Genomic DNA, 24,015 nt, shown 5'->3' on the forward strand with positions numbered 1-24,015 from the left:
AAAAAAATATAATGTTGTTAAATCAGTATTCCGACTACATCCTTGAATGCGGCACAGATGAAGCCGGCAGAGGTTGTTTAGCCGGACCCGTGACTGCAGCTGCAGTAATACTTCCAAAAAATTTCAAGTTAAACCTACTGAATGACTCTAAACAGATTTCTGAGAAAACAAGAGAATATCTCAAACCAATTATTGAGGCTGAAGCTATTTCATTTGCAGTTACCCATTTGGAGCCAATTGAAATTGACAACATCAACATTTTGAATGCTTCTATAAAAGCAATGCAAGAAAGCATCCTAAAACTCAATCCTACCCCGGAATACATCATCGTAGACGGCAATCGATTCAAACCTTTACATCAAATCCCCTATACAACCATTGTAAAAGGAGACAGTAAATACCTGAGTATTGCAGCAGCCTCTGTATTGGCTAAAACTTACCGAGATGATTATATGAACAAAATTCACGAAGAGTTTCCAATGTACAATTGGAAAAAAAACAAAGGATATCCTACCATCGAACACAGAGAAGCCATCAAAAAATACGGTACAACCAAATACCACCGAATGTCATTTCGATTACTGCCGGAACAATTGAAATTGGAATTTTAAATAAAGGTCGACTCGAAAAGTGACGAGAAATGCTTCTGAATTTTGATTTTAACTTCTTCCTCATCGACAAGTTGATTTAATTCAACCTGCATAGAAGTAACTGCCTTTCCTCGAATACCACAAGGAATAATGTTATCAAAATAACCCAAATCAGCATTGACATTTAGCGCAAAACCATGCATGGTAACCCAGCGGCTAGCGCGTACGCCCATAGCACAAATTTTTCGAGCAAAAGGTGTCCCTACATCCAACCAAACACCGGTCTCTCCTTCGCTTCTTGTACCTATTATATTGTACTCCGCCAACGTAAGTATAATAACTTCCTCTAAAAACCTTAAGTATTTATGAATGTCTGTAAAAAAATTTTCTAAATCTAATATAGGATAACCCACAATTTGTCCGGGACCGTGATAAGTAATATCTCCGCCTCGGTTAATTTTGTAAAAAGTAGCTCCTTTGGCAGCTAGTTGCTTTTCAGAAAGCAATAAATTGGTAATATCACCGCTTTTCCCCAAAGTATAAACATGCGGATGCTCTACAAACAAAAAGTAATTTGGCGTTACCATTTGCGGATTGTTTCGTCTCGTCAACTTAACATCCACTATTTCCTTAAACAAATTCTCTTGGTAATCCCAAGTTTCTTTGTAATCTTTGTTTCCTAAGTCGAGTAGTTGTATATTTTTATTCATTTTCGTTTGGAAAAAGCAAAGTTACAAAGTTTACAAGTTAACTCGACGTTAATCTTTTAGCCTCGATTGCAGTGAAAATCCTTTTGTTTGTAGCTAAGTCCTTCGATTTCGCAAAGGGTGACCAAACAAAAGATTGAAACGAAAAGCGGGAAAACGGACTCCCGAATAAGCCCGAGCCCCTCGCTCAAAAAGAAAAAATTGAAACCGTGAGACTTTGATACTTTAGCACTTATCGTTATCTTTGCCGGCTCAAAAACCTTTGTATATGCAACTTTCGGAACAAGAAATCATCAGAAGAGAAAAACTTCAAGCCCTTCGCGACTTAGGCATTAACCCTTATCCTGCGGATTTATTCCCGGTAGACCACACGTCTAAACAAGTTAAGGAATCTTTCGAAGAGGGCAAGAAGGTTGTGGTAGCCGGAAGATTAATGAGCATACGCGACCAAGGCAAAGCTGCTTTTGTGGAATTGCAAGACAGCGAAGGTCGTATACAGTTGTACTTTAACCGTGATGTAATTTGTCCCGATGAAGACAAAACCAAATACAATCAGGTATTCAGAAAACTAACCGATTTGGGTGACTTTATTGGCGTTGAAGGCGAATTGTTTTTAACCAAAGTAGGCGAAAAAACCATTCAAGTAACTAATTTTTCCTTTTTGAGTAAAACGTTGCGACCATTACCGTTACCTAAGACGGACGACGAAGGACACGTTTTCGACGCATTTACCGATCCGGAATTGCGCTACAGAATGCGTTATGTAGATTTGGTGGTAAATCCACAGGTAAAAGAAGTCTTCATCAAAAGAACCAAGCTGTTCAATGCAATGCGTTCCTTTTTTAACACAGCCGGTTACATGGAAGTGGAAACCCCGGTATTGCAATCGATTGCCGGTGGTGCTGCAGCGCGTCCTTTTATCACACACCACAATAGCTTAGACATTCCTTTATACATGAGAATTGCCAACGAATTGTATCTGAAACGATTAATCGTAGGTGGTTTTGACGGGGTTTATGAGTTTTCGAAAAACTTCCGCAATGAAGGAATGGACAGAACTCACAATCCGGAATTCACCGCCATGGAAATCTATGTAGCTTACAAAGATTACAATTGGATGATGGAGTTTACTGAGAAATTGCTGGAATATTGTGCGCTACAAGTTAACGGCACAACCGAAACTACTTTTGGCGAACACAAAGTAGATTTTAAAGCACCTTATGCTCGTGTTACTATGACCGATGCCATCAAACAATTTACCGGTTTTGACATTTCGGGCAAAAGTGAAGCCGAATTGTTTGAAGCAGCTAAAAACATGGGTATCGAAGTAGATGCAACCATGGGCAAAGGCAAATTAATTGATGAGATTTTCGGTGCCAAATGTGAAGGTAACTTTATTCAGCCGACCTTTATCACAGATTACCCGAAAGAGATGTCGCCTTTGTGTAAAGAACACCGCGACAACCCTGAGTTGACTGAACGTTTTGAATTGATGGTTTGCGGTAAAGAAATCGCCAATGCTTACTCGGAATTGAATGACCCGATTGACCAAAGAGAACGTTTTGAAGCGCAATTAAAATTGGCCGAGCGCGGAGACGATGAAGCCACACAATTTATAGACCACGATTTTTTGAGAGCCTTAGAATACGGCATGCCGCCAACCTCTGGTTTGGGAATTGGAATGGACCGATTGATTATGTTCTTAACCAACAACCAATCCATTCAAGAAGTATTATTCTTCCCGCAAATGCGTCCTGAGAAAAAACAATTGGAATTGACCGAAGAAGAAAAATTAATCCTCAGTTTGTTGAAAATTGAAAACAACCAGACTTTAAGTGTTTTAAAAGAAAAGTCACAACTCAGCGGCAAAAAATGGGATGCTGCTATGAAAGGATTGGCCAAACATGGCTTAACCAAAGTAGTGGTTGACGGCGACAACAAAACCGTAGTTTTAAACTGATAATTCAAGAGCTCGTTTGAGCTCTTTTTTATAATATTTTGTTAAGCTTTTAAACCTTATTCAAAGTCGCAAGTCAAAAGCGCATAATTCAAATATGTAACAAAATGAAAAAATTATTTTTAGCCCTTTCATTGTTAGCGGGCTTAACCACATGGGCACAAGAAAAAAGAGAAAGAAGACCGGAAGGCGATCGTCTGACCAAAGAAGAAAAAGTAGATCTTCAGGTAAAAAGAATGACTAAGGACTTGGATTTAAACGAAAAGCAAGCCAAAGAAGTACGAGCTTTAGTAACCAAAGAAGTAGAAAAAAGAGAGGCCAAAAGAGCGGAAATGAGCGAGGAGAAAAAAGCAAAAAGACAGGCCATGAAGGCGGAAATGAAAGAAGCACAAGCGGCTCACAGCGCAGAAATGAAAAAGATTTTAACCCCGGAACAATTTGCCAAATGGGAAAAATTGCGCGAAGAACGCAAAGACAAACTAAAAGAGCGTATGGCTGAAAGACGCGGCAAAGGAAAATCAACTCCTGAAGATTAACTAAAATAAATTTTGAGATTTCAACAAAATAAATTAGTTTTGAAGCTATTATTCTTCTAAACAACTAAAACAATGAAAAAATTTATTGCTGCTTTAACCTTACTGTTAGCTTTTACGATAAATGCAAACGCTCAAGAGAAAAAAGAATTAACCTCTGCAGAAAAAGCTAAAAAAGAAGCTTTGGCTTTGTCACAGTATCTTGGTTTAAACGAAACTCAAACCGCTGATTTCGAAAGATTATTTGAACAAAAGCACAGAACGCTTGAAGACAAGACCTTATCTCAAGAAAGAAGAGCTGAAGTATCAAGAATTATTGAAATGAAAATCTCTGCTACAATTTCTGATGATCAAATGACGAAATTGAGACAAAACAAAGAATTATTCAAAGAACTAATCACCAACTAATCCTTAGTGATTCAACATAAAAAACCTCTCTTTTCAGAGAGGTTTTTTTATTTATAAGCTTTTAGAAACTTTACGAATGGCCTCAATAGTAAAGTTTAAATCTTCATAAGTTAATGCATCTGTTATAAACCAAGTCTCATAGGCTGAAGGCGCAATGTAAACACCTTCGTGTAATAATCCATGAAAGAACTTTTTGAAAGTATCATTGTCGCCGTTTTTAGCGGTTTGAAAATCAACCACAGGATGGGCATCAAAATGCACAGAAATCATAGACCCTACTCTGTTAATGGTAAAAACAATATTGTTTTCTTTCAAAACTTTTTCAATGCCTTGGTGCAAATAAGCTGTTTTAAATTCCAGTCTGTTGTATATTTCAACATCGCTGTTCAGTGTTTGCAACATGGCGTAACCGGCAGCCATAGCCAATGGATTACCCGACAATGTTCCGGCTTGATATACCGGCCCAAGAGGCGCTAAGAAATCCATAATCTCCTTACGAGCAGCAAAAGCGCCAACCGGCAAGCCGCCACCTATCACTTTCCCGAAACAAACTATGTCGGCATTAACCCCATACAACTCTTGCGCACCTCCTTTTGCCAAACGAAAACCTGTCATGACCTCATCGAAAATCAACAAAGCGTTATGATTATCACACACTGCTCTCAAGGCTTGTAAAAAACCTGCTTTAGGTGGCACACAACCCATATTCCCGGCAACAGGCTCAATAATGACTGCAGCAATCTCATTGGGATTGGTTTCAAACAATGCTTTCACATTCTCGATATCATTATAATGCGCCAATAAAGTATCTTTTGCGGTACCTTGTGTTACGCCCGGACTATTTGGCACTCCGAAAGTACTCAAACCACTACCGGCAGCAATCAGAAAAGAATCGGAATGACCGTGATAACACCCTGAGAACTTGATAATTTTGTCTTTCTTGGTATAGCCTCGGGCCAATCTGATGGCGCTCATACAAGCTTCTGTACCCGAATTAACAAAACGAATTTTATCAATATTAGGTACCATAGCAATAGCCAACTCAGCTATTTTGGTTTCCAATTCGGTTGGCATCCCGAAAGAAGTTCCTTTTTTAGCCTTTTCTATGACTGCGTCAACCACAGGTTGGAAGGCGTGTCCTAAAATCATTGGTCCCCAAGAGTTGATGTAATCAATCAAACGATTGTCATCTTCATCATACAAATAAGCACCTTTGGCACTCTTGGCGAATAGAGGTGTTCCTCCTACTCCTTTAAAAGCCCTAACGGGAGAATTTACACCGCCGGGAATTACTTTTTCAGCTTCAGCAAACAACTGACTGCTTCTTTGATAAATCATAATAACTGTGAAATTATAAAACTATTTTACAATAATGGTTTGTCCCAAGGATAAGGTATTGTCGACCATATTGTTTTTTCTCTTTAATTCTTCTATGGAAATATTGAAACGCTTTGAAATGGAATACAAAGTATCTCCTTTGACTACCGTATATTTTTGAACGTCATCCGTATAACTGATTTCCTTTTGAGGAACAACAGCAACATAATCCTTTCCTAATACTTCTGCATCATATTTGCTTAATTGGTAGCGTTCAATCAAGCCAATCAGTTTTTCCGGATATTTCGGATCAGTGGCATAACCGGCCGCTTTTAAACCTCTGGCCCAAGCAGCATAATCATCTTTACCCAACTGAAACAAGGAAGCATAACGAGGGCGACTTGTTAAAAAATAAGAGTGATCTTTAAAAGAACCGCTGGGTTCATCATATTTACGAAAGCATTCATTTTCTGCATCGTCGGTGTAGCGTATACTTGGCCCTGTCCATTCCTTATGGCATTTTATACCGAAATGGTTATTGGCTTGTACACTCAAAGGTCCGGTTCCGGCACCTGATTCCAAAATAGCTTGACCCAAAGTAATACTGGCCGGAATTCCGGTATTTACCATATTCTCTTTGGCTATATTTTTGTATTTTTCGATGTAAGCCAAAACCATTTCTGTGGTTACTTTTACTCGAGTTGTAGCTTCCAAAATTTCTGAAGAAGCAGTATTAGCAGCCGGATTAGATGTTGATTTTTGAGCCGTGACACCGCCACTTTTTGCGGTTGTCGGTCGGTAAATAGGTTTTTTAACCCTTTGCGCTACCGGTTCACTTGTTTTTGGCTGATTCGATTTTGAAGTCCTAACCACAGACTGACTGGTATTACAAGCTGCCATCAGAAGGACAAGCCCAACTAAAAAAAGTTTCTTACTCATAGAATTATTTCGATTTGGTTTTTCTGTTTTAACAAAACATTCATTCCGGCAATTCCCTGCAAACCTCCGGTGTGAATCATCAGTATTTTGGAGCCTTTCGGAAATTTCTTTTTTTCGATTAAATCCAAAACTCCGAAAGCCATTTTACCGGTATAAATAGGATCCAAAGGCACTTGAAATTTTTGATAAAAATCATTAATAAATTCAATTAACTCATTGGTTACTTTGGCATAGCCTCCAAAATGATAATCGGTTACCAATTGCCAATTGGATTGCGTTACAAACTTACAAATATCTTCTGTTAAAAAATCGCCTTTGAGTGCCGGAAATCCCAAAACTTGTTGCTGTTCTTTTGAACTGTTAATTATTCCCGAAATAGTTCCTCCGGTGCCTACAGCACAGCACACAAAATCGAATTCTGCATCAGACTCTTCTAAAACTTCCTCACAACCTTTGACCGCTAAATCGTTGGTTCCGCCTTCGGGTAATAGGTAAAAATCTCCAAACTGCACCTTTAATTTTCGCACAAATGCCTCTTCCTTTTTGTTCCGATAAACTTCCCTGGAAACAAATTCAAAAACCATTCCGAATTCTTGGGCCTTCTGTAAAGTTGGATTTTCTGAAATTTTATCACGCAATTCCTCGCCGCGAATAACACCAATGGTTTTCATCCCTTGCTCTTTTCCGGCCGCAGCTACCGCCAATATGTGATTGGAAAAAGCACCGCCAAAGGTTAACAAAGTAGTATAATTTTCTTTTTTGGCGTTTTGTAAATTGTAATGCAGTTTTCTGAATTTATTCCCTGAAATATAAGGATGCAACAAATCCTCACGCTTGATATACAGCGTGTAATCGGAGTTTTCGAGTGGTATTTTTTGATTGTAACTTTTCAAGAAAAGTCTTTTTGCAAAGGTACGAATCGCTTTGCTTACAGTATAACCTATTTGTTCTTTATTATTACCTTTTGAGTGATTTTTTGACGAGATTCAGTAATCAATTCCACCAAATAAACTCCTTCGGCCAAACCTTGTGTTGGAAATTGATAGAACAATTCTGAACCTAATTCATGTTTCACAAAAACTGTCTTTCCCGTCAAATCGTAAAATGCAACTGACGAAATCCCGATAGCATCAGGATTTGACATTTCTAAAAACTGAGTTGTATTGTTTTGAAAGATAATAAATTGAGGCTTATCAGTACTATTTTCAGCAGTAAGTGAATGGTCTTTAAATGTTATTTCAAAACGATTGTGATAAATTCCCGGTGCCAAACTAATTTCAAAGGTCTCGTTTCTAATCTCATGATAAGAATTATGATCAGCATCGTAAATAAAAATCTCTTGCGAGGCATCGAAATTGGAAACCATAGATCCATCAAATGTAAAAGTGGCTGCATTGTCAGCTTTGATGCCTATTGGAATTCGCTTATCAACATCAAAAAGAACCCCTTGAATTACATATTTATCTTGATCTAAAACAAAATACACATCATTGGGCACAGTTTCTTCCACGGGAGATAAAGCGTCAATACCCCTATCAATTCCATCTGTTGCCATTGGTGTTAAAACCAAAGCCAATTGCTTGGTAAATTGATTATTCATTATTACATTCATACGAATTACTGCAGCAGAACTATTGCTGGTGTTGTCATTGTTAGTTTGCAAAGTATCTCCACAATTTCTCTCGAATTCCGAATAAAGGCCCGACTCTTTATAAAAAACACGATGGCTATTTTTCAAGGTAACTCCAATCGGATTACCGGTAGCTTTTCCTTTAATCATAAAGCCCTGACCTATGGGCGCATATTTTCTTTGAATGGATAAACCCGATGAAATACCGGTAGTATTGAGTGTCCCGTCGATATTGTAAGTATTGAAAGTAGCCGGCACATAAACACCATATTCTGTGGGACTATTACTAATAGGCGCATACGTTCCGTATCCTCCTTGATAGGCTAATAAATAATGAGAGTTTACAGTTTTATTTTGTTCCCAATAATAGGCTATTCCTGTGCAATCTGAATTGGATGGATCTAATAAGAATGCATTTACATGAAGTGCTGAAGGATAAGGATTTCCGGTTAAAGTTAACTTGTCTGCTCCTACAACTACCGATATATTCCCGTCATTTGGCTTACCTCGAAAATCATATCTTTGAGCTCCTCCGGGATTATTAACAACAGACTCCCCTACATCGGTATTATCGGTTCCGGAAGTTCCTTTCATGGTAAAACCCTGGCCGGGAGCAATGTTTGACAGTGCTGCAGATTGTATCCATTCAGAGTAGTTTGTTCCTGATAAATATCGCCAAATCCAATAGGCGGCGATAGACAAACTACCATTGGCAGAGGTTCCATTGTAATTATAATTATATATTGTAGCAGGATTACTGTTGGTTAAAGAGATAGGAACATGGAACATAGTAATACCAAAATTTTCATTACCTGGTACCGAGGAAGCATTTCCAACCGGCGAGCACCAATAATTATAATCAAAATTATCCGAAGTTCCTTCTTGAAAAACTGAGAGTTTGCCAAATCCTTTATTGGTGGAATTTGCAATAGTTCCTTGTAAAAGCTGCCCTTCATTCCTTAGATACAAAAAACCATTGCTTTGTAAATCGACATCTTGATTAACAAAAACAAACTGATTCTTTACAAATACATAGCTATTGGAGCTAACATAAAGTTGTGAATAACTTGAAAAAGTTATTAAAAAAACAACACCCAAAAGAAATATCTTGCGCATAATCAAACATTTGTTTATCAAATATATACAATAATTTAGGTTTAAAATAAATCTGAACAGCAAAATTTTACGTAAGTAAATTTGTCTTTTAACGTTAATTTTTGCATTTGAACGACAACCCTTTAAATTAAGTATTTTAAAAAGACTTTTTTTTAAAAATATATCCATTTTTTAGTATAAATACCCTATATTTCACCGTTTTTTTGTTAAAACACTATTTTATGATTAAAAAAATACCACGAGAAAAGGCAAATTTTAACAGCAAAAAAAAGACTTGGACAACACAGTTGACCTTGTTGGTGTTTTTGTTTTTTTTGTTGGGTAATTTTAGAACCAACGGTCAGTGCTCAAACTATCAAGTATATGAAAGTTTTAATGGCTCCTCAATCCCATCATCAGGAGGAACTTGGGCAGAGACTTCTATCACTTTTGGTACAACTTTTCCCAGAACGGGCAACAACAGCATCGTTTTTAATGCTGCCAATGATGCTATTCGAACCCCATTAATAAGCAATCCCGGGATTTTTTCATTTTGGTACAGAAGAAACAATAACACAACATCACACTCATTTGCCATACAAACCTCTCCTGACGGAACAACCTGGACTACGAGAGGCACAACTACAACCCCGACGGAAGTATACCAACAGTACACCATAGATATTGGTGCTCTTGGTCTTACAAATATTTACATTAGAATTCTCGATACCAGAGCCTCCGGAACTCACAATCGTATTGTAGACGATATTTCTTGGACCTCAACCGTAGCGTCAAATAATACTTTAATCCCCTCTTTGACAAGCTGTTCACAAACCATAACATGCGGTACTACTTATACATTTACAGATGCCGGAGGGCAAAACGACACTTATAATATATCTACAGATTACACTATCACTTTTACGCCTTCGGTATCAACCAATAAAATTCAGATGGTATTTAGTGCATTTGCCACTGAGAACAATTATGACGGAATGGTCATTTATAACGGACCTAACACTTCCTCTCCGATAATCGCATCCGCATTACCTGCAGGAACAAGCGCAGTTAACTGTCCGGCCGGTTCATTTTACGGCACAACCAGTCCGGGTACAATTACGTCCACTGATACCAGCGGTGCTATAACCATTCGATTCCGCTCAGACGGAAGTACCAATTTAGCCGGTTGGATTGCCAGCGTTAGCTGTATTACCATACCAAGTTGTGTTGCGCCTTCAAGTCAGGCCAGCGCTTTCACCTTAGGAACAATAACTTCTGGTGCTGTACCGGCAACTTTCAGTGGGACAGCTAATGGTTATTTGGTGATAAGATCAAACAGTAGCACCCCTCCAAGTCAACCAGTCAACGGCACTACATACTCTGCAGCAAATATTGCTACCTTAGGTAGTGGTTTGACATTTGTTCAAAGCGGGACTTCCACCAGTATAGCAGGAACAGGTCTAACCGGGAATACTCAATATTATTATTTTATTTATGCATACAATAACACAAGTTGTTCCGGAGGTCCGGTTTACAACAGCAGCGGGCCGTTAGTGGGAAATGGGACAACTTGTCCGGCGGTACCAAACTCCGTAAACACTTCAGGTATTACTTCCAATAGTTTTACACTCAACTGGGCTTATCCAACAGGAGGAACTTCAGGAACTGTTACCTACTCAATTCAAGTCACTACCGATGCAGGTTATACCAGTAACATATCGGGCTCTCCATTTGGTATATCAGCTCCAACTACTAGTTTAAACGTTACCGGGTTAAGCGTGGGGACAACATATTATTACAGAATTTTAGCTGGTAACGGATGCAACAGCAGTTATATAACCGGAAGTGTTTTAATCCCGGTAGCCAACGATAATTGTAGTGGTGCGACATCACTGACCGTAAACCCTAATACAACTTGTACCGTAACCACAACAGGTAGTTCGGTAGGCGCAACTCAATCTCAAGCCGGTTGTGCCGGTACTGCCGATGACGATGTTTGGTATAGTTTTGTAGCCACCTCAACATCACATATTGTTACTGCAACACCAGGAACAATCTCTGATATTGTTCTACAAGTTTTTAGTGGATCTTGCGGTAGTTTAACAAGTTTGGCTTGCATTGACGCAACAGTTTCAACCCCGGAAACCACAACACTAACAGGTTTAACTCCGGGAAACACCTACTATGTTAGAATATATAGTTATGGCAGTAGCTCAGGGCAAGGAACATTTACCATATGTGTAACCACACAAACCCCTTGTGTAGCTCCAAGTAGTCAAGCATCAGGATTAGTTATTGGCACAGTAACTTCAAGTGATATTCCTGCCTCCTTTACCGGTAGTGCCGATGGCTATTTGGTTATTCGTTCAACTTCAAGTACTCCCCCGTCTACACCTGTAAACGGAGTAATCTATTCTGCAGCCAATGTTGCAACTTTAGGAGCCGGATTGACATTTGTTCAAACCGGAAGCTCAACATCCATTACAGGCTCAGGACTAAACGGTAATACTCAATATTATTATTATATTTATGCTTATAACAACACCAACTGTTCAGGTGGGCCAATATATAATTCCGGAACTCCTTTAAGTGGCAGTGCAGTTACGTGTCCTACCACTCCAAATCCGGTGACGGTTACCGGCACTACTACAAATAGTTTTACCTTAAACTGGACAACTCCAACGGGTGGAGGCTATGCTCCTATTACATACAGTATTCAAATTACAACTGACACGGGCTACACTACAAATATCCCTGGCTCACCTTTTTCATTGTCTTCTCCTACTACAAGTTTAAATGTTACCGGTTTGAACCCAAGTTCAACCTACTATTACAGAATCCTTGCTAATAACGGGTGTAACAGTCCTTACAGCTCAGGAAACACCACTACAACTTTAACGAATGACGAATGTAGCTCTGCTATTCCACTCAGCATCTCTTCAACTTGCAATTATTCCTATTACTCTAACAACGGTGCTACAGCCAGCTCCGGCGTTCCTGCCCCCGGTTGTGCCAGCTACTCCGGAGGAGATGTTTGGTTTAGCGCAGTAGTACCTGCAAATGGTATAATTGAAATTGACACCGACGATTCGGTAATGACTGATAGCGGTATGGCTATTTACTCGGGGTCCTGTGGCAGCTTAACTTTGATTGAATGTGACGATGATGACAGCGCTAACGGATTAATGTCTTACATAACGAGATCGGGATTAACTCCGGGGAGCACTATTTATATTAGAGTTTGGGAATATGGGAATGACAACAACGGAAGTTTTGGCATTTGTGTATCTAGTCCGGTCCCGCCGATTAATGATGACCCTTGCGGCGCTATTGACTTGAATGTAAACACCAGTTGTAGTTACCAATCATTTTCAACTTCCGGAGCAACACCTACCACTGCTGTAACTGCTCCGAGTTGCGGCAACTATCTTGGTGGTGATGTTTGGTTTAGTGCAACCGTTCCAAGCAATGGAATCATTAGAATTGATACAAATTCAAACGCAATAACAGACGGAAGTTTGGCTGTTTACACAGGCAACTGTGGTTCTTTATCCCTTTTGCAATGTGATGCCGACAGCAGTAACAATGGCTTAATGCCCTATTTAAACTTAACGGGATTAACTCCGGGAAGCACTATCTACATTCGCTTTTGGGAAAGTGGAAATGATGTTTTCGGCACTTTTTCAATTTGTCTGTCTACCGATTGTACCTCAGGAAATGGCTCAGGAACATTAACAACTGCTTGTCCTGATATTTTGGCAGGAGGTTTAGGTTTAAGTGGTTCAGACCCTTCCCCAATAACTTGCTCTTCTTCAACCTGTGTTGATTTGGAGGCAGAATATTTGCAACTTGGCGACACCTCAAATTATACGGTAGAGAGCATTCCTTACAATCCTCCATACCAGTTCAGCTGTTTGGCCAACCCGGTGAGTGTTAACGTTGATGATGTTTGGTCACCGGTTGTAAACCTACCTTTCAACTTTTGCTTTTACGGCACCAACTATAATCAATGTGTGATTGGATCAAATGGTGTGCTTACATTTAACACCAGTTATGCAAGCACTTCCTCCGGCTATGCTTTTAATGACAATATTCCAAACAATACGGATGATCAATTGGTTGGTAACGCCATTTTTGGCGTATTCCATGATATCGATCCGAGTGAAGGGGGTGAAGTAGGCTGGGAATTGGTTACTTTAGATACTGGCTGTAGAGCTCTTGTAGCTTCTTGGTACAATGTTCCTATGTTCTCGGATAATTCCATTTTGTATACCGGTATGATGGTATTGTATGAAGAAACCAACATTATTGATGTTTATGTCAAAGAAAAGAAAATAGACAACAATAACGTATCGCCTTGGAACAACGGTAATGCTATAATTGGTCTTCAAAATGCCACACGTACGCAGGCGGTTGTTGCTCCTAATCGTAACGGCTTAAGCACCAATTGGAATGCCACTAATGAGGCTTGGAGATTTACTCCGGCAGGCACTTCTATAACCTCTATCAAATGGTATGAAGGTTCAGGAACATCAGGAACGATGTTGGGAAGCACAGACACTATCAATGTCTGTCCTGCTTCAACAACAACTTACACTGCCGAAGTAACTTATAATATGTGTAGCGGTGCCGTGGTTAAAGTACTAGACGAAACAACCGTAGTGGTTTCAAATGCTAAAATCTGGAATGGTACTGTTGATAACGATTGGAATAAAAACAATAACTGGACACCAAGCGGAATTCCAAACAATACTGATTGCGTAAAAATTCCTGTTACTGCCAATAATCCTGTAATTTCCGGAACAAACTACGTTGGTTATGCCGGTTCATTATTAGTATATAACGGAGCCTCATTAACTATTAACTCCAATAACGCTATCGCTGTTACAGATTGGGTTAATGTTGAAACAGGCGGAACTTTTTTAATCAACAATAACGCCAGCTTAGTTCAAATCAACAACACAACCAATACCGGAAATATTATTTACAAGAGAAATGCCAGCATTCGTAAGTTAGACTATGTTTATTGGTCTTCACCAGTGGCAAATTATGTAATTAATAACATAGCTGCGCCATTGTCTTTCGGTGCCATTTACAAATGGAATACGACCGTGGCAAACTCCAACGGTGGTCAGGGAAATTGGAATCCTGCCTCCGGAGATATCATGACAGCAGGCAAAGGATACATAGCCAGTGCACCTAATAGTTTTAGTGCCACAACAAATACAACTTTTTATGGAAGTTTTACCGGCGTTCCTCACAATGGTCCAATCACAATAGGCATTTCCAGGGGAAGCGACACTAATACAGCCTACCATGTAGGTCTGAACGGAACTGAAATCAACAATTACAGCGACAACTGGAATTTACTAGGTAATCCTTATCCATCTGCTATACGTGCCAGTCAATTCTTATTTGACAACAACACCAAAATTATGGGTAATGTGAGACTGTGGACTCATGGCACATTACCAACTAACATATCGAGTCCTTTTTATGGCTCCTTTGTTTACAATTACAGCCCTGGAGATTACTTAACATACAACTTTACCGGAACCAGTTGTTGCCCTGTAGCAGGAGCTGATTTGTTTATTGGCTCCGGTCAAGGATTCTTTGTTCAAATGGTTGACGGCCCAACAGCATCGGATAACGTAACTTTTAACAACAACCTCAGAAGCACAAGTTACACCAACAGTAACTTTTATAGACTTGCTAACTCAAATGTCACAGAGAGTTATGTAGACAGTATTGAAAGAAACAGAATTTGGCTCGACATCGTAAACAGCTCCAATCGCTCGGACAGGACCTTATTCGGTTATATCCAAGACGCTACTATGGCCGAAGACAACTTCTTCGATTGCTTGACCCAAAATACAAGCGATTTAAGAATATACTCTTTAATTAACGACAAAAAGTACATTATCCAAGGGCGTTCTTTACCATTCGACGTAAACGACGAAGTACCTATAGGAATCAATGTACCAACTACCGGAAGCTACAGCATCGGACTTGCTGCAGTTGACGGATTGTTTGATCAACAAAACATCTATCTGAAAGACCTTTTGCTCAACACTATTCACGATTTAAAAGCAGCACCATATCAATTCACCTCCTCGGCAGGGAATTACAATGATCGTTTTCGTGTAGTATATCTGACTGCCGCACTTGGCAACAACGACTTCGACTACAACAACGAAGTCAAAGTCATGACCAACGAATCATTAAGCGTAAGTTCGAGCCACCAAATCATAGAATCAGTGATTGTTTACAACGTACTCGGACAAGAATTAGCCCGCTATGAAAACGTGAATAATACAGGGCTAACATTGTCAAATGTTAGAAAAAACAACACTACTTTACTCTTAAAAATAACATTAGATAATGGTATTACTACCGTCAGAAAAGTAATTTACTAATCAGAATACTTTAAAAAACGCCAAAAAGACCTTTGCTTCAAATAGTAAAGGTCTTTTTCGTTGGCATAAGCCTCTCGCTCAAATGAAATGGAATAATAGGCCCTTTTGACATCTCTTTCTCTTAGAAAGTGCCATAAAAATTCCAAACCGTACCACACAAAAAAAGGCAAAACCAACAACTCCAATTGCTGGCGCAAATGAATCTTCTCATGATTTAACAATACCTCATCAGTAGCATGCTCACCCTGCTTCAAAAATACAAACGGAAAAATCGTCAATCCTTTGTACCCTTTCGGCACTAAATATTTAGAAACGATGCGTATCATTACTTATAAACTCTTTAAATTTGCGTGTATGAATGAGCAAAATAAGGAAAATAAATTAATCGAAGGCGAAGACTATTACCTCACGCCCGAAGGTTATAAAGTTTTTACCGAAAAATACCACTTAAAACGCGGCTATTGCTGCAAAAGCGGTTGTCGTCATTGCCCATACGGATTTGATAAAAAAACAGGAATAATAAAAAAATAATTTGGGCGTTACCACAAGGGTCGGGCTTTACGTTGCAATCTTTTTTAGTTGGTAGTGCTGCACCAAAATTTTACCAGTCTATTCACAAACTAAAAAAGGATTTCCACTGCAATCCCTAACGCAATAACTTAAAAACATACAACTCACAACATACAACCAAAATGACTTTTCAAGAACAAATACTACAAGGAATTCCAGCCGTATTACCACAGCCGAAACCTTACGAACCACAAATCAATCACGCGCCAAAACGCAAAGAAATTCTAACCGAAGAGGAAAAAAAATTAGCCCTCAAAAATGCTTTACGTTATTTCGAACCGCAACATCATGCTACGCTAATTCCGGAGTTCAAAGCCGAGTTAGAAACCTACGGTCGCATTTACATGTACCGCTTTCGTCCGGATTACCGCATGTATGCTCGTCCCATTTCGGAATATCCCGGAAAATGCGAACAAGCCAAAGCCATTATGCTCATGATCCAAAACAATTTGGATTATGCCGTAGCCCAACATCCGCACGAGTTAATTACTTATGGCGGTAACGGTGCGGTTTTCCAAAATTGGGCCCAATACTTACTCACCATGAAATACTTGGCGGAAATGACAGAAGAACAAACTTTAGTCATGTATTCCGGTCACCCAATGGGCTTGTTCCCATCGCATCCGGATGCCCCAAGAGTGGTTGTTACCAACGGTATGGTAATCCCAAATTATTCTAAACCGGACGATTGGGAAAAAATGAATGCCTTAGGCGTATCCCAATACGGCCAAATGACCGCTGGTAGCTATATGTATATCGGACCACAAGGTATTGTTCATGGTACAACTATTACCGTACTGAACGGTTTCCGAAAAATCAAAAAATCACCAAAAGGAGGTTTGTTTGTCACTTCAGGTCTTGGCGGAATGAGTGGTGCCCAACCTAAAGCCGGTAACATTGCCGGTTGCGTAACCGTATGCGCGGAAGTCAACCCAAAAATTACTCACATCCGTCATTCACAAGGCTGGATCAATGAAGTTATAGATAATATAGACGAACTGGTTCCGAGAGTAAAAAAAGCACTCGAAAACCAAGAAGTAGTTTCCATCGCTTACCTCGGAAATGTGGTAGACGTATGGGAACGCTTTGACCAAGAAAATTTACACATCGATTTAGGTTCTGATCAAACTTCATTGCACAATCCTTGGGCCGGCGGCTACTACCCTATCGGTTACACTTTTGAAGAATCAAATGAGTTAATGGCAAACCAACCTGAAAAGTTCCGCGAAGAAGTCCAAAAGACTTTGCGTCGTCATGCCGCTGCTATTAACAAACATACGGCAAAAGGAACCTACTTCTTTGACTATGGCAACGCCTTTTTATTAGAGTCATCCCGTGCCGGAGCCGATGTAATGAACGACCATCCTACTTTGGGCAGAGAATTCAAATACCCAAGCTATGTACAAGACATCATGGGCCCGATGTGTTTTGACTACGGATTTGGACCATTCCGCTGGGTTTGCGCCTCCGGAGATCCTGAAGATTTGGCCAAGACCGACCGAATTGCCTGCGAAGTATTGGAAGAAATGATGAAAAATTCACCGGAAGAAATCCAACAACAAATGGCCGATAACATCCAATGGATTAAAGGGGCACAAGAAAATAAGTTAGTCGTAGGTTCTCAAGCTCGTATCCTATACGCAGATGCCGAAGGACGCATCAAAATCGCCGAAGCTTTCAACCAAGCTATCGCCCGTGGCGAAATCGGGTATGTGATATTGGGTCGTGACCACCATGACGTTTCAGGTACTGATTCGCCTTACCGCGAAACCTCAAATATTTATGACGGTTCTCGTTTCACAGCAGATATGGCTATTCACAATGTGATTGGTGACAGTTTCCGAGGCGCTACTTGGGTATCGATTCACAACGGTGGCGGCGTTGGCTGGGGCGAAGTTATCAATGGTGGATTTGGTATGGTTCTTGATGGTTCAAAAGCAGCATCAAGACGCTTAGAATCAATGCTTTTTTGGGATGTCAACAACGGAATCTCACGCAGAAGTTGGGCCAGAAATGAAGGTGCTGTTTTCGCTATCAAAAGAGCCATGGAAACGCAACCTTTATTGAAAGTTACCATCCCTAATGTAGTTGATGACGGATTGTTAGATTTTTAAGATTATTAGACTGACTTAGACTAAATAATCCTTGTAAATTAATTCAAAATCTGACGATCTAAGAAGTCTAACAATCAAAAAAAATGACATATGAAAACAACTAAAATTTTACCGTTAGCACTACTGTTATTCCTTGCCTCTTGTAGTTCGGTTAGAGTGTATTCCGACTATGATAAACAAGTCGACTTTTCACCCTACAAATCCTATGCCTTCCACAAAACAGGAATTGACAAGGCAGAGATATCCGATTTAGATAAAAAACGCATTTTACGTGCCATAGATGAAACTATGAGCGCTAAAGGATTTACCAAAAGTGACAGTCCGGATTTGTTGATTTCCTTCTTTACCAAAGAAAGAGAAGAAGTCAATGTCAACCAATTTAATGCCGGCTGGGGTTATGGTTGGGGCTGGGGTTGGAATCCGTTCTTATGGGGCGGCAACACTACGGTTACCCGACACACAGAAGGTTCTTTGTATATAGACATTATCGACGCTAAGAAAAAAGAATTGATTTGGCAAGGCGAAGGCGAAGGTGTACTGACCAAAGACCGAGACGAAAAAGAAGCCCTAATCAAAGAGTTTGTAGCTAAAATTTTGGAACAATATCCACCACAGAAGAAGTAAGGATTGGCAATTTTAGTTAGAAATACAGAATTAAAACCGCAACGAAGATGTTGCGGTTTTTTTTGCAGATTGCCTTAACCAAGATGGTCCCGAAAACTCGGGAGCATCCTTTTCCTCCCGTTAGGTTTTAAAAGCCTGACTGGAAGAAAAAATATAGTGAACAGTTGGAAACAGCTTCTTCCTTCGACTCCACTCAGAATAACAGTTTTGCTTTTTATGATTTTTATCACACTTGTTTGTCCTAAGATTTGTAAATTTACAGACACAACAAAACACTCTTTATGGAAGCGCATTTTGAAAGCAACCCTTTGATTGACCGGTTACCAAAACACTTAAAACAGTTTATTAAACCACAAGATTACAACGACTATACACCTATAAATCAGGCGGTATGGCGTTATGTGATGCGCAAAAATGTTGACTATCTCTCTAAAGTAGCCCATGAATCTTACCTTGAGGGCTTGAAAAAAACCGGTTTAGAAGTGGATTCGATTCCGAATATGTACGGCATGAACCGCATTTTAAAAGAAATCGGTTGGGCTGCCGTGGCTGTGGATGGTTTTATTCCGCCGAATGCTTTTATGGAATTCCAAGCCTACAACGTATTGGTGATTGCTTCCGATATCCGACAATTAGAACATATTGAATACACTCCGGCTCCCGACATCATTCACGAAGGTGCCGGCCACGCGCCTATCATCGCCAATCCGGAATACGCCGAATATTTGCGTCGTTTTGGGGAAATTGGCTGTAAAGCGATTTCCTCGTCTCGAGACTACGAACTGTATGAAGCGATTCGCTTGTTATCAATTTTAAAGGAAGCCGAAGACACTCCGGAAGCCGAAATTAAAAAAGCAGAAGATCAAGTGGACTTTTTGCAAAATAATATGGGCGAACTCTCAGAAATGTCCAGAATCCGCAACCTTCACTGGTGGACAGTGGAATATGGTTTAATAGGAACAGTAGATAATCCCAAGATTTATGGCGCAGGCTTGCTTTCCTCTATAGGTGAAAGCGCTTGGTGCATGACCGATAACGTTAAAAAAATCCCTTATGATATTTCGGCTGCCGATCAAAGTTTTGACATAACCAAACCGCAACCGCAACTGTATGTAACACCCGATTTTGCTCATTTGAGTTTGGTTTTGGAAGAATTTGCGAATACTATGGCCTTACGCACCGGAGGTTTATCAGGCATTAAAAAACTGATTGATTCCAAGGCTTTAGGCACTATTGAATTGAGCACCGGGATTCAAATTTCAGGGGTATTTACCAACGTAATTGAACACGAAGGGAAACCGGCTTATATACAAACCACGGGTAAAACTGCCTTGTCCTACCGCGAAAAAGAGTTGGTGGGGCATGGCACGCAATACCATGCGGAAGGTTTTGGTTCGCCAATCGGTAAACTAAAAGGCATCAACTTGGCTATTGAAGACATGAGCCCGCGCGACTTAAGAGCCTATGACATTTATGAAGCTGAAAAAGTAACCTTAGAATTTGAAGGCAACATCAAAGTAACCGGAGAAATCATCACCGGTTCACGAAATTTACAAGGAGAAATCATTATAATCAGTTTTAAAAACTGTACAGTAACCCATAATGAAACTGTACTCTTTTTACCGGAATGGGGAACATATGATATGGCTGTCGGTAAAAAAGTTATTTCGGCTTTCTCCGGTCCGGCCGATGTGAATAGTTTTGACATGATTAACCATGTGCCTTCTTCGCAAACCATCAAAGCCAAAAAATCTGCAGAGCGCGAAGAGTTAGAAGGTTTATACCTCAACGTAAGAAACATACGCGAAGGCAAACCGGCCGTTATTTCCATAGAAAAAACATTTGAAATAGTAAAAGACAAACATCCTAAAGATTGGTTATTGTCTGTTGAAATAGCCGAATTATGTGATAAAACCAACAATACTGCCTTGTTACACGAAGCTTTAGTGCATTTGGAAAAAGTGAAACAAAGTCGCCCCGAGATAGCGCATTTAATTTCAGGCGGACTGGGATTATTTCTGGAGAAAGTAAGCTTACAACACTAATGTAACCTTTGTTACTGCCTACTAAAGTCGACTGAAATATCTTTGCTGAAAAAATTTATATTATGGGACTATTAGACATATTAGGTTTGGGCAGCAAATCAGAAAGCATCAAAGATTTTGTAACCAAAGGCGCAGTGATTATTGATGTGAGGACGATTGGAGAATTCCGCGAGGGACATATCAAAGGATCAAAGAATATACCACTCGACACCATTAGCGGTAAAGTAAACGAATTTAAAAAGTTGGACAAACCCGTAATAGTCTGTTGTCGTTCCGGAATGCGAAGTGCACAAGCAGCATCCATTTTAAAATCGGCAGGAATCAACGTAATTAATGGTGGTGGTTGGCAGAGTTTGGAAAGTAAATTATAAAAAAGAACCTCCCGTATTAGGAGGTTCTTCTTTTTAAAACACAATTGTTTATTTCTTAATGACTTTAATAGAAATCATTCGGTTTTCAGCATCATATACTTTTACAATGTAAGTCGCCGTGGCCCAACCTGACATATCAATCTTGACTTCGTCGGTTTGCAACAGTTGATTATAAATTATCTGACCCAGTAAATTTACAACCGTAACCTTAGATAATTCTTCGGTATGAGAAATTGTCAAAAAGTCGACAACCGGATTAGGGTATACTTTCAAATCGCTAAACGCAACTTCTTTTATACCCAAACAAGTTCCGGAAACGACTGTAACTGCTAAACGATCCTGACTTTCACAACCACTAGGATTCTGCGAAGCGTAATAAGTTGCGCCATTAATCAATACCGTATTGTTTGTCACTATATTACCGCCAATAGCAGCGTCATACCAAACCACATTAGTTCCCGAACTAATTTGAAGCAATCCGACAGTTTCACCACTACAGAATGACTGGGTGGCACTACCTGTTGGTGGTGGCACGGTAATCACATTAGCATAAACCCCTTGACGCGGGCTACTGCAACCTCCTGAAATTGCTTCAGCATAGTAAAGAGTAGAGACACTAATAGCAGGTGTAGTAAATGAGGATCCGGTCCCCAATAAGTTTCCTCCTGCAGGAGTATCATACCAATTTATCGTACCGAAATTATAATTAACTCCTATAGTCACTGTCCCTGTACCACATCGGCTGGCCGGACTTGTTGTTACTAAGCTAGGCACAGGAATGGCGGTAAAGGAAACGGCTACCCTGGTTGATGGACAACCATTGCTGACAGCTTCAGCATAATAAATCGCACTACCTCCTGATACGGGCAAAGTATTTCCGGTGGCAAAAGCCGATCCACCACTGGCTGAATTGTACCAATAAATAACCCCTTCACTTGGTGTAGCAGTTAAAGCAGTTAAAGTACCGGCACAAGAACTCGCATCAGCAGTTGAGACTACAGTAGGAACTGCATTAACTGTTGCCACTACCGGAACTCTTACAGAAGCACAACTATTGTTAACTGACGCTACATAATAAGTAGTAGTATTTGAAATACTTGGTGTTGTAAACGTAGTTCCTGTACCCAAAAGAGTACCGCCAACAGCAGCATCATACCATTGTAAAACCCCCGCATTAGCACTTGCAAATAAGGCAACACTTCCGGAATCACATCTACTATTTGGTGTTGCAGACGTGATGCTTGGTGTTACATTAACCGTTGCTAATACTGCTGTTCTGGTCGATGTACAAATACCGCTTGAAACTTCTACATAAAAATTGGTAGAGGTTGATATTGAAGGGGTAGTAAAACTTGTCCCTGTTCCTAAAGAAGTTCCTCCGGATGAGACATTATACCAACTGATTGTACCACTCGAGGCAGTTGCCCCTAAGGTAACTGTACCCGAGTCACAACGTGAAGCCGGAGTCGTAGCAGTTATCGTTGGCACTTCATTAACCGTAACCAATACGGGAGTTCTTGGAGAAGTACATCCGCTAAGTGTGGTTTCCGCATAATAAGTGGTAGTTGCGGTTACTGACGGCGAATAACTGGACCCAGCAGACAAAGCTGTTCCTCCGGATGAAGCACTATACCAAAAAACAGTACCTGTACTGGCTGTAACGGAAATATTCACCGATCCTGCACCACAACGAGTAGCCGGAGTGGTTTCAGTTATGGAAGGAGTTGTATTAACAGTAGCGACGACTGCACTTCTTGCAGAGAAGCAAACACCATTGACTGATTCAACATAGTAAGTAGTAGTTGAGGTTAAAATTGGTGTAGTAAAACTAGTCCCTGTACCAACCAAATTACCCCCTACTGAGGCATCATACCAATTTAAAGTACCTACGTTTGTTGTTGCTTGTAGGGTTACTGTTCCTGCATCGCATCTTGCGGCCGGTGTGGTTGTAGTAACTAAAGGATAAGCATAAACCGTAATATAATCCGTTAGTATGATGGTATTGGTGCCATTATAATTGGCTGCTACCAAAGTCACATCATAAACTCCCGGCGTGTTGTAAGTAACCGTTGGATTTTGTACCGTGGAAGACGATGGTGTACCGCCTTCAAATGTCCAAGTCCATCCTGCCGGTATGTTCGTTGAAACATCCGTAAAAGAGATAGTTTGCCCAACACAAATTTGAGTTGAAGTGGCCGTAAAACCGGCAACCGGTGGCTCAGTTGGACATATTGGAGTAGTTTTATCTAACGAAAAGCCATCCCCATTACCTCCAAAATAGGCATAAAATTGTGGTGGAAATCCACACACACTTTGCTCAAGGGTTTCTACTCCTGCCCCATCATTATTTCCGCCCATGTAGGCGTAGAAAGAAGGTGGAATACCACAAACTGCAGTAGTAATTTCTTCTGTAGCGGCACCGTCGGCTGTTCCTCCCATATAGGCAAATTGAAAAGCCGCGGTTCCACAGGTTGCTGTACTGTATTCATCGACACCTGAGCCATCATTGTTCCCTCCGAAATAAGCATAAAAATGCGGCGGAAGCGGACAAGAAGCATTGTTTAACTCACTTACCGTAGAACCATTGGAGTTTCCTCCGTTGTACTGGGCATGAGCCTCAAACTGTGTCAAAATAAATGTTAGCGCAACAACTATAAATAGTTTTGTTTTCATCTAATTTGATTTAAATTGTTATACTT

17 protein-coding genes are annotated in these 24,015 nt (G+C 40.1%); 10 read left to right on the forward strand and 7 right to left on the reverse strand.

Translation table 11 applies throughout. The features are described 5' to 3' along the window. The first annotated feature begins 11 nt into the window (after positions 1 to 11). Positions 12 to 611 (forward strand): ribonuclease HII, encoded by a 600-nt coding sequence (locus tag ACJG85_RS00280; protein ID WP_412476663.1) that lies wholly within the window; start codon positions 12 to 14, stop codon positions 609 to 611. Here ACJG85_RS00280 and lipB read toward each other — a convergent pair. Then, on the reverse strand, positions 608 to 1,300 hold the full coding sequence (lipB, locus tag ACJG85_RS00285) for a lipoyl(octanoyl) transferase LipB (RefSeq protein ID WP_412476664.1): 693 nt from the start codon (positions 1,298 to 1,300) through the stop codon (positions 608 to 610). The two genes, ACJG85_RS00280 and lipB, sit on opposite strands and share 4 nt — an antisense overlap. Before the next feature lie 265 nt (positions 1,301 to 1,565). On the opposite strand from lipB, the gene lysS reads away from it, so the two are divergent. The 3 genes from lysS (at position 1,566) to ACJG85_RS00300 (ending at position 4,195) form a co-directional block, all read left to right on the forward strand. After that, a complete protein-coding gene (gene lysS, locus ACJG85_RS00290; protein WP_412476665.1) occupies positions 1,566 to 3,257 on the forward strand; it encodes a lysine--tRNA ligase in 1,692 nt (563 codons plus the stop codon). A gap of 104 nt (positions 3,258 to 3,361) precedes the next feature. Continuing rightward, positions 3,362 to 3,790 (forward strand): hypothetical protein, encoded by a 429-nt coding sequence (locus tag ACJG85_RS00295; RefSeq protein ID WP_412476666.1) that lies wholly within the window; start codon positions 3,362 to 3,364, stop codon positions 3,788 to 3,790. 72 nt (positions 3,791 to 3,862) lie between these two features. Further along, entirely contained in the window at positions 3,863 to 4,195 is a 333-nt protein-coding gene (locus tag ACJG85_RS00300) for a hypothetical protein (RefSeq protein WP_409676847.1), read from the forward strand. A gap of 51 nt (positions 4,196 to 4,246) precedes the next feature. On the opposite strand, the gene hemL is transcribed toward ACJG85_RS00300, so the two are convergent. Genes hemL through ACJG85_RS00320 form a run of 4 tightly spaced genes read right to left on the reverse strand, consistent with a single transcriptional unit; the run spans position 4,247 to position 9,197 of the window. Beyond that, a complete protein-coding gene (hemL, locus tag ACJG85_RS00305) occupies positions 4,247 to 5,533 on the reverse strand; it encodes a glutamate-1-semialdehyde 2,1-aminomutase (RefSeq protein ID WP_412476667.1) in 1,287 nt (428 codons plus the stop codon). Positions 5,534 to 5,554: 21 nt separating this feature from the next. Beyond that, positions 5,555 to 6,451: a glucosaminidase domain-containing protein gene (locus ACJG85_RS00310; RefSeq protein WP_412476668.1), complete on the reverse strand. Its 897-nt coding sequence runs from the start codon at positions 6,449 to 6,451 to the stop codon at positions 5,555 to 5,557. Beyond that, positions 6,448 to 7,344, reverse strand: a complete 897-nt coding sequence (locus ACJG85_RS00315; RefSeq protein ID WP_409676842.1) for a 1-aminocyclopropane-1-carboxylate deaminase/D-cysteine desulfhydrase — start codon at positions 7,342 to 7,344, stop codon at positions 6,448 to 6,450. Before ACJG85_RS00315 ends, ACJG85_RS00310 begins: the two co-directional genes overlap by 4 nt. A gap of 47 nt (positions 7,345 to 7,391) precedes the next feature. Continuing rightward, positions 7,392 to 9,197: a T9SS type A sorting domain-containing protein gene (locus ACJG85_RS00320; protein ID WP_412476669.1), complete on the reverse strand. Its 1,806-nt coding sequence runs from the start codon at positions 9,195 to 9,197 to the stop codon at positions 7,392 to 7,394. Positions 9,198 to 9,418: 221 nt separating this feature from the next. Between ACJG85_RS00320 and ACJG85_RS00325 the strand changes: the two genes are divergently transcribed. Then, positions 9,419 to 15,592, forward strand: coding sequence for a fibronectin type III domain-containing protein (locus ACJG85_RS00325; protein WP_412476670.1), 6,174 nt, complete (start codon positions 9,419 to 9,421; stop codon positions 15,590 to 15,592). Here the strand turns inward: ACJG85_RS00325 and ACJG85_RS00330 are convergent. Next, positions 15,589 to 15,915, reverse strand: coding sequence for a hypothetical protein (locus ACJG85_RS00330; RefSeq protein WP_412477197.1), 327 nt, complete (start codon positions 15,913 to 15,915; stop codon positions 15,589 to 15,591). The genes ACJG85_RS00325 and ACJG85_RS00330 overlap by 4 nt on opposite strands. A gap of 31 nt (positions 15,916 to 15,946) precedes the next feature. Here ACJG85_RS00330 and ACJG85_RS00335 point away from each other — a divergent pair, with 31 nt between their 5' ends. From ACJG85_RS00335 to ACJG85_RS00355, 5 genes are all read left to right on the forward strand, one after another. Then, positions 15,947 to 16,123: a DUF5522 domain-containing protein gene (locus ACJG85_RS00335; protein WP_290876127.1), complete on the forward strand. Its 177-nt coding sequence runs from the start codon at positions 15,947 to 15,949 to the stop codon at positions 16,121 to 16,123. Between the two features lie 161 nt (positions 16,124 to 16,284). After that, entirely contained in the window at positions 16,285 to 18,276 is a 1,992-nt protein-coding gene (locus ACJG85_RS00340) for a urocanate hydratase (protein ID WP_409676835.1), read from the forward strand. A 90-nt stretch (positions 18,277 to 18,366) separates the two neighbouring features. Then, positions 18,367 to 18,900 (forward strand): DUF4136 domain-containing protein, encoded by a 534-nt coding sequence (locus ACJG85_RS00345; RefSeq protein ID WP_409676833.1) that lies wholly within the window; start codon positions 18,367 to 18,369, stop codon positions 18,898 to 18,900. Positions 18,901 to 19,181: 281 nt separating this feature from the next. After that, positions 19,182 to 20,945: an aromatic amino acid hydroxylase gene (locus tag ACJG85_RS00350; protein WP_412476671.1), complete on the forward strand. Its 1,764-nt coding sequence runs from the start codon at positions 19,182 to 19,184 to the stop codon at positions 20,943 to 20,945. Between the two features lie 62 nt (positions 20,946 to 21,007). Continuing rightward, complete coding sequence (locus tag ACJG85_RS00355; RefSeq protein ID WP_412476672.1) at positions 21,008 to 21,316, forward strand: rhodanese-like domain-containing protein; 309 nt, start codon at positions 21,008 to 21,010, stop codon at positions 21,314 to 21,316. A 48-nt stretch (positions 21,317 to 21,364) separates the two neighbouring features. Here the strand turns inward: ACJG85_RS00355 and ACJG85_RS00360 are convergent, their stop codons facing one another. Continuing rightward, complete coding sequence (locus ACJG85_RS00360) at positions 21,365 to 23,989, reverse strand: T9SS type A sorting domain-containing protein (protein ID WP_412476673.1); 2,625 nt, start codon at positions 23,987 to 23,989, stop codon at positions 21,365 to 21,367. Positions 23,990 to 24,015: the final 26 nt, after the last annotated feature.

This window comes from Flavobacterium mekongense, assembly GCF_047038255.1.
Lineage (GTDB): Bacteria > Bacteroidota > Bacteroidia > Flavobacteriales > Flavobacteriaceae > Flavobacterium > Flavobacterium mekongense.

Bases quoted from the DNA above. Each gene is read 5' to 3' on its own strand.
- ACJG85_RS00280 (WP_412476663.1), top strand. From the start codon at position 12: ATGTTGTTAAATCAGTATTCCGACTACATCCTTGAATGCGGCACAGAT.
- lipB (WP_412476664.1), bottom strand. From the start codon at position 1,300: ATGAATAAAAATATACAACTACTCGACTTAGGAAACAAAGATTACAAA.
- lysS (WP_412476665.1), top strand. From the start codon at position 1,566: ATGCAACTTTCGGAACAAGAAATCATCAGAAGAGAAAAACTTCAAGCC.
- ACJG85_RS00295 (WP_412476666.1), top strand. From the start codon at position 3,362: ATGAAAAAATTATTTTTAGCCCTTTCATTGTTAGCGGGCTTAACCACA.
- ACJG85_RS00300 (WP_409676847.1), top strand. From the start codon at position 3,863: ATGAAAAAATTTATTGCTGCTTTAACCTTACTGTTAGCTTTTACGATA.
- hemL (WP_412476667.1), bottom strand. From the start codon at position 5,533: ATGATTTATCAAAGAAGCAGTCAGTTGTTTGCTGAAGCTGAAAAAGTA.
- ACJG85_RS00310 (WP_412476668.1), bottom strand. From the start codon at position 6,451: ATGAGTAAGAAACTTTTTTTAGTTGGGCTTGTCCTTCTGATGGCAGCT.
- ACJG85_RS00320 (WP_412476669.1), bottom strand. From the start codon at position 9,197: ATGCGCAAGATATTTCTTTTGGGTGTTGTTTTTTTAATAACTTTTTCA.
- ACJG85_RS00325 (WP_412476670.1), top strand. From the start codon at position 9,419: ATGATTAAAAAAATACCACGAGAAAAGGCAAATTTTAACAGCAAAAAA.
- ACJG85_RS00335 (WP_290876127.1), top strand. From the start codon at position 15,947: ATGAATGAGCAAAATAAGGAAAATAAATTAATCGAAGGCGAAGACTAT.
- ACJG85_RS00340 (WP_409676835.1), top strand. From the start codon at position 16,285: ATGACTTTTCAAGAACAAATACTACAAGGAATTCCAGCCGTATTACCA.
- ACJG85_RS00345 (WP_409676833.1), top strand. From the start codon at position 18,367: ATGAAAACAACTAAAATTTTACCGTTAGCACTACTGTTATTCCTTGCC.
- ACJG85_RS00350 (WP_412476671.1), top strand. From the start codon at position 19,182: ATGGAAGCGCATTTTGAAAGCAACCCTTTGATTGACCGGTTACCAAAA.
- ACJG85_RS00355 (WP_412476672.1), top strand. From the start codon at position 21,008: ATGGGACTATTAGACATATTAGGTTTGGGCAGCAAATCAGAAAGCATC.
- ACJG85_RS00360 (WP_412476673.1), bottom strand. From the start codon at position 23,989: ATGAAAACAAAACTATTTATAGTTGTTGCGCTAACATTTATTTTGACA.